General features: G+C 73.4%; 3 protein-coding genes and 3 pseudogenes. 1 reads left to right on the forward strand and 5 read right to left on the reverse strand.

Features of this window, described 5'->3' with window-relative positions:
- Positions 1-215: 215 nt before the first annotated feature.
- Positions 216-676, reverse strand: a pseudogene (locus CA983_RS39570) (hypothetical protein); the annotation flags it as partial.
- Between CA983_RS39570 and CA983_RS39575 the strand changes: the two are divergent.
- Positions 650-985 (forward strand): annotated as a pseudogene (locus tag CA983_RS39575) (serine hydrolase); the annotation flags it as partial. The pseudogenes CA983_RS39570 and CA983_RS39575 sit on opposite strands and share 27 nt — an antisense overlap.
- Positions 986-1,025: 40 nt before the next feature.
- Here the strand turns inward: CA983_RS39575 and CA983_RS39580 are convergent.
- The 4 genes and pseudogenes from CA983_RS39580 to CA983_RS39595 all read right to left on the reverse strand — a co-directional run.
- Entirely contained in the window at positions 1,026-1,586 is a 561-nt protein-coding gene (locus CA983_RS39580) for a tellurite resistance TerB family protein (RefSeq protein ID WP_086605534.1), read from the reverse strand.
- 234 nt (positions 1,587-1,820) lie between these two features.
- A complete protein-coding gene (locus CA983_RS39585; protein WP_086605535.1) occupies positions 1,821-3,710 on the reverse strand; it encodes a glycine-rich protein in 1,890 nt (629 codons plus the stop codon).
- 72 nt (positions 3,711-3,782) lie between these two features.
- Positions 3,783-5,111, reverse strand: coding sequence for a serine hydrolase domain-containing protein (locus tag CA983_RS39590; protein WP_086605536.1), 1,329 nt, complete (start codon positions 5,109-5,111; stop codon positions 3,783-3,785).
- Between the two features lie 281 nt (positions 5,112-5,392).
- Positions 5,393-5,903: pseudogene (locus tag CA983_RS39595) on the reverse strand (glycosyltransferase 87 family protein); the annotation flags it as partial.

Genomic DNA, 5,903 nt, shown 5'->3' on the forward strand with positions numbered 1-5,903 from the left:
GCTGCGGGGTGGGTCGGGTGGTCGTGGGGGCTCGGCCCGTACGGTCGGTGTCCCGGCCGGCCGTGCCGCAGCCGGCGAGAGGGAGTAAGGCCGCAGCGGCCAGGAAGGCGCGGCGGGAGGAGGCGGGCCCGTCGACAGGCATGCGTGGTGCTCCTTTCACTCGGTCACTCGGTCACTCGGTCACTCGGAGGCTGTCTTCACCAGGGATCTCCGGCTCACTCGGAGTCGCCTGGGACGGCGGCCAGCAGACCGCGGACGACCGGCCCGGCGGAGCCGCCGCGGGTGCGCCCTCCTCTACGACACAGGCGACGGCGACGTTGCCGCGGTGCGCGACGAGCCAGCCGTTGTCGTCCTGGTTGTCGGAGACCTCGGCGGTGCCGGTCTTGGCGCCGATCTCGCCGGGCAGGTCGGACAGGACGCGCGCGGTGCCGTCGGTGACGGTGGCGCGCGGCATCTCGCGCAGCTGGGCGACGACGTCCTCCGGCACCTTGCGGAAGGTGGCGCCCGGGTGCTCGGACAGCTCCACGTTCTGAAACCGCTTCCCCACCGTGAGGTACTTGAGGCAGTCCACCACGTCGTTCGGTGCGACGGCGTCCCTGAGCAGCAGAGCGCTGCTGGTGACGATCTTCCAGGTGGAGCCCGGCGCACGCCCGAGCACGGCGCGGCCCTCCGCCGGGTCCTCGGGCTCCAGGTGTGGCCGCACCGGCCGGCGTCCGGGTTTCCCTTCGACGACGTCCACGTGGCGGGCAAGACGGGCAGTCTGCCGACCGTGCGCAACGAGGTCGGTGTCGTCGAGTATCCCGACGGGGGCCGCTACGCCGTCGCCGTCTTCACGCGCACGGCCCGCACCGCCGCCCTTCAGCCCGCCGCCGACGCGGTCATCGGCACGGCGGCCCGCCTGGCCGTGGACGCGCTGCGGGCCCCCCAGGCGGAACCGAGGGGGCCGAGCCGGGCCGCTGATCAGCGCTGGCACCAGAGCTGTTGACTCAGAGCTGGAACCAGAGTCGCTGGCTCAGCGCTGGGACTCAGAGCTGGAATTCGGCCGGGGACAGCCCCAGCGTCGCGCAGGCCTCGCGCAGGACCGTCGCCTCGGCCTGGGAGAAGTGGCCGTCGGCACCGGCGATGACCATGCCGGTCTGGATCACGGCCCGGGCCTCGGTGGGCTTCTTGGCGGCCTTGGCGATCTCCTGCATGGCCTCGGCCTTGCCATGCTGGAAGTTCATCGTCAGCTGGTCGACATGCTTGTTGAAACGCTGCCGCAGCTGCTCCGGCGGGAAGTTCTGGAGCACGTCGTTGCTGAGGATCATCGACTCGACCTGCTGCCGCTCGGCCGGATCCACCTGCCCGTCGGCCGCCGCGACCAGCGCGCACACCGCCATGCTCGCGTCCCGGTAGGCACCGCTCTTCAACTCGGTCTTCAGCGAGCCGAGCTGCGTCTTCAGCACGCCGATCAGCTGGGCCTTGCTGCCACCACCGGACCTCGTCCCCCCACTGTGCCCACCAGTATGCCCACCGGTGGCACCGCGCCCGCCCTGAGTCTGCTGGAGAGCCTTGGCCTGGTCCTTGAGCTTGTCCCAGACTGCCATTGAGTCACCTCGGTATTCGTCGGAAGTCATCTCGCGAACCCGCTCCCGCGCGCTCACTGGACCAACGCCCGACCCCCCGGCAAAGGTTCCGCAAAACGCGCCCCACTCTCACCACCCGCTTCTCCAGCGGCCGAAACGGCGACTGCCCGCACCCGGTGATCGGGTGCGGGCAGTCGCCGCGGTGACGTGGTGTGTCAGGCGCTGTGCCGCCGCGTCAGGCCTTGTGCCGCCGCGTCACGCGCCGTCGCGCGAGCGGAGCTTCAGGCGCGGGGCGAGGCGGAACGCCGCGAAGCCCACCGTGGCCAGGGCCGCGGCCGCCGCCAGGAGGAGGCCGATGCCGCCGGCGCCGGTCGAGGCCAGGCTGCCGCCGTCGAGGTTCGTCGACGTGCCGCCCGTGGTCGAGGAGCCGGTGCCGCCGGTCGTGCCCGAGGTGCTCGTGCTGGGCGACGGGCTCGGGTCGGCCGAGGCGCTCGGGTCGGCCGTGGGGCTCGGGGACGCCGAGGGCCCGTCGCCGGCGACGACCTCGACCGCGAACTGGGTCATGGCGTCACCGACCGAAGCGGCGACCGTGTACGTGCCCGTGCCCTCACCGGCGGTCAGGGTCGGGGCCGTGGCCTTGCCCGAGTCGTCGGTCCTGACGCGGACGACCTGCTCGCCGTCCTCGAAGCGGGGGGCGTCGTCGCTGTCGTCCTCGACCCGGAACTCGACCTCCGTGCCGGCCGGTGCCGTGGCGCCCGACCTGACCACGCGGGCCTGGAGGGCCTCCTCGAAGTCCTCGCCCCGTTCGGCCCGCTGGTCGTCACCGCCCGCGACGGTCACGGTGTAGGACGCCTTCCTCACCTTCACGGTGAAGACCGTCGAGGCGCCGCCGGCCTCGGCGCGGACCGTGAACTCGCCTTCCTTGTCGTTGCCCGCCTGGAGCGGCGCGGACTCGGCGCGGCCCCGGGCGTCGGTCGGCACGGCCAGCTCGGTGGTGTCGGCGCCGTCCTTGACGAAGAAGAAGGCGCCGAGCTTGTCCGGGTCCTCGACCGTGAAGGTGACGGAGGCGTTCTCGACCGGGTTGCCGGCCTTGTCCCGGGCCACCACGGCCACCGGGTCCGCGCCGCCGCCCGGCGGGACGGTCTGGCCTGCTCCGGAGACCTGGGCCAGCTCCGCGATCGCGGAGGTCTTCCACTGGAAGACGATCCGCCCGTGGCCGGCGCGGTCGGAGTTGACGCCGCCCTCGGCGATGCCGCCGCGCACCGCCTCGTCGGAGGCCTGCCAGAAGGGGTCGGTCCTGGCCGGGGCCTCGACGCGGTCGCCGCTGAGCAGCCGGGCGCCGGTCACCCGGTCCGGGTCGACGTAGCTGCTGCCGCCCGCGCCGCTGCCGGCCACGCCCCGGGCTTCGTCCGTGCCGCCGCCACCGCCGCCGCCCGCGTAGCCGGCGCCGCCGCCTCCGCCTTCGCCGCCCGAACCTGAGCCGCCCGCACCGCCCTCGCCGCCCGCGGACGCGTCGGCGCCGGAGGTGCCGTTGCCGCCGCCCGCGCCGCCGGTGGGACCGGCCGCGCCCTTGCCGCCGCGCTCCGGCTTGGTGCCGTCCTGGCCGCGCTCGCCGCCACCGGGGCCGCCCTGGCCGGACTCCGGGCTGCCGTATCCCCCGCCACCGCCACCGGCGGCGATGAGCAGCGGCTTGCCGTCGCTGGTGCGGACGCCGCTGCTGTTGCCGCCGACCGCCGCGAACTTGCCGCCGGCCGCGCCGCCGAGCGCGTCACCGAAGCGCTGGACGCCGACCGCGAGCGACAGCCGCTCCCCGGGCGCCACGCGGAGCGTGCCCGCGGTGTAGCCGCCCGCGCCGCCGTTGGCGGAGGAGGTGCCCTCGCCGCCCTGGCCCCAGGCCCGCACGTCGAGCGCCGTGACGCCGGCCGGGACCTGGAACTCCTCGCGGGCGCCCGTCGGATCGAACAGCCGGCAGCCGGAGAACCCCTCCGTCGGCGTGCAGGTCTTCCCGGCGAGGGCCACGCTGCCGGCGGCCGTGGCGGCCGGTACGCCCGTCAGGGCCGTGCCGGCGGTCAACGCCACGAACGTCAGGGCGGCGGCGCCACGCCGGAATCCGGCGCGGCGCAGCACGACGGAATCGTGATGCATCAAGGAAACTCCCCCACTTGTCACAAGCTCCCCCCTGGGAGTTGTGAAGCGCTCGATCAGAATCGAACACGACTAGTGGGACAGCCGACCAAACTTGAGGCTCTTGGTCAACTGGGAATGGTCGATTCCGGGCAACCGCTTGCTGAGCTCGCCACGGGCGTCCGGGCCGGCGAAACCCGCCCCGGGAGCGGACCCGGAGCCGGCCGGGCAGAGGGCGCGGACGACGTACGCGTAGAGGGCGTCGTCGATCGCGTGCGGCTGCGGGACGCCGTTGTCGTCGACGCTCTGGTACTTCATCAGGTTCTGCGCGAGTGCCACCTGGCGCTTGCCGTCCCGGCTGGACAGCGCGGTCATGCCGGCGCCGAACACGGCACCGTCGTGGCCCCAGAAGCGGCCGCAGCCGGGCAGTTCCAGCGAGTAGATGCCGAGGCCGTAATCGAGGCCGCTCACCGGGACCGTGCGCGTCATCTCGTCCAGGGAGGTCTTGCCGATCAGCTTCCCGCCGAGCAGGGCGCGGTAGAAGCGGTTCAGGTCGTCGGTGGTGGAGACGACCGCGCCCGCCGTGTACGCCCAGGACATGTCGTATACGCTGTAGTCGCGCGGCGGGTCGATCAGGCCGTAGAACGACTCGTACATCCGCGGGTGCGGGCCCTTGATGTACGGGGTGCGCGGGAAGGACGTGTGGCGCAGCCCGGCCCGGTCGATGACGTTGCGAGTGATGTGCTTCTCGGCGTCCTGGCCGGTGACCTTCTCCAGGAGCAGCCCGGCGATGACGTAGTTGGTGTTGGAGTAAGAGCCGGGCAGCTCGCCCGGGCGTCCGGTGGCGGGGGCCGCGAGACCCAGCCGGACGAGTTCCGCGGGGCGGATGGAGCGGAAGCGCTCCTCGTCGAGGCTGGCGGTCGAGCCCTCGGTGAGGGAGGGGAAGGCCCCCGCTATGTAGTCGCCGATATGGCTGGTGTGGTTCAGGAGCATGCGGACGGTGATCTGCCGGCCGCGCTCCCCGGGTATGAGGTCAGGAAGGTAGTCGCCGATGGGTGCGTCGAGCCGGATGCGGCCGCGCTCCACCTGCTGGAGCAGGGCGACGGAGGTGAAGGTCTTGCTGATGCTGCCCACGCGGTGCCGCATGCCCGGGGTGACCGGGCGTCCGGTCGCCACGTCGGCGAGCCCGGAGGCGCCGGTCCACCGCTCGCCGCCGTCCCTGACGGACGAGAAGACGCCGTACATGCCCGCCTTGTGGATGGCGTCCAGCGATTCGCGCAGGTCGGTTCTGTCGAGCGACGTGCGGTCCACGGGTCCCGCGGGCGGCGCGGCCGGGGCGGCGTGAGCGGGTGCGGTCAGTACGGCGGTGGTCGTCAGCAACGTGGTGCCCAGGACGGTTCCGAGAAGCCGGGCGATACGCAACGGCCTTCCCCTTCCTCGGTGTTCGAAAAGGTCGGGGTCATCCTCATGGGAAGCGGATGCGCCTTACATCCACCCAGGGGATGATCGTCAATCGGCCGACCAGTGGCAGAAATGGCCCCAACCAACGTCGCTCTCAGCCGAGTTCACGTGCCGGTCGGCCGTCGGTGCGTTCGTGTCGCACGAGGCGAGGAGTTGGGCCCCGACCAGCGCCGCCACGGCCAGGGCGGCGACCCGGGTGAGGTGTCTGTTTCCGGCTGTGCGCTGCGCGCGAGGGCACCGACTCACCGGGCGTCACCCAGCCGGTCGCGCCGGAACCACACGGCCAGCACCAGCGGATAGACGAGGTAGCCGAAGCGCGTGGCCGGCATCAGGCACATGGCCAGGGCCAGTCCGAGCGCCACGCGGTCCGCCGCGGCGACGACCGTGCGCGGAGGGCGGGCCAGGAGCCAGACCGCCATCCCGACGGCGGTCGCCGCCAGCGCCGCCACGGCGATGGCGCGGCCCCCGGGCACATGGGTGGCGAGCAGGTGACCGGGCAGCGGGCTGGTCGCCGGCGATCCGGCGCCGGCCGCGCCGAGCGGGAACAGCACCACGTGCTCGACGAACGCGTGCGGATCGACGAGGGCGAACGGCACGACGCCGGCCGCCGCCACCGCCRGGGCCGTCACCGCGGCGCGCACGGCGGCCCGCCGTCCCACCGTCACCGCGAGCAGCACCAGCGCGACGGGCAGCAGCGGCCAGGCGGTCCACTTCAGCGCCGCCGCGGCCCCCATCGCCGCCCCCGCGCCCACG

It is taken from the genome of Streptomyces swartbergensis (assembly GCF_002148965.1).
GTDB classification, from domain to species: Bacteria; Actinomycetota; Actinomycetes; order Streptomycetales; family Streptomycetaceae; genus Streptomyces; species Streptomyces swartbergensis.

Coding starts and splice junctions, on each gene's coding strand:
- CA983_RS39580 (WP_086605534.1), bottom strand. CDS start 1,586: ATGGCAGTCTGGGACAAGCTCAAGGACCAGGCCAAGGCTCTCCAGCAG.
- CA983_RS39585 (WP_086605535.1), bottom strand. CDS start 3,710: ATGCATCACGATTCCGTCGTGCTGCGCCGCGCCGGATTCCGGCGTGGC.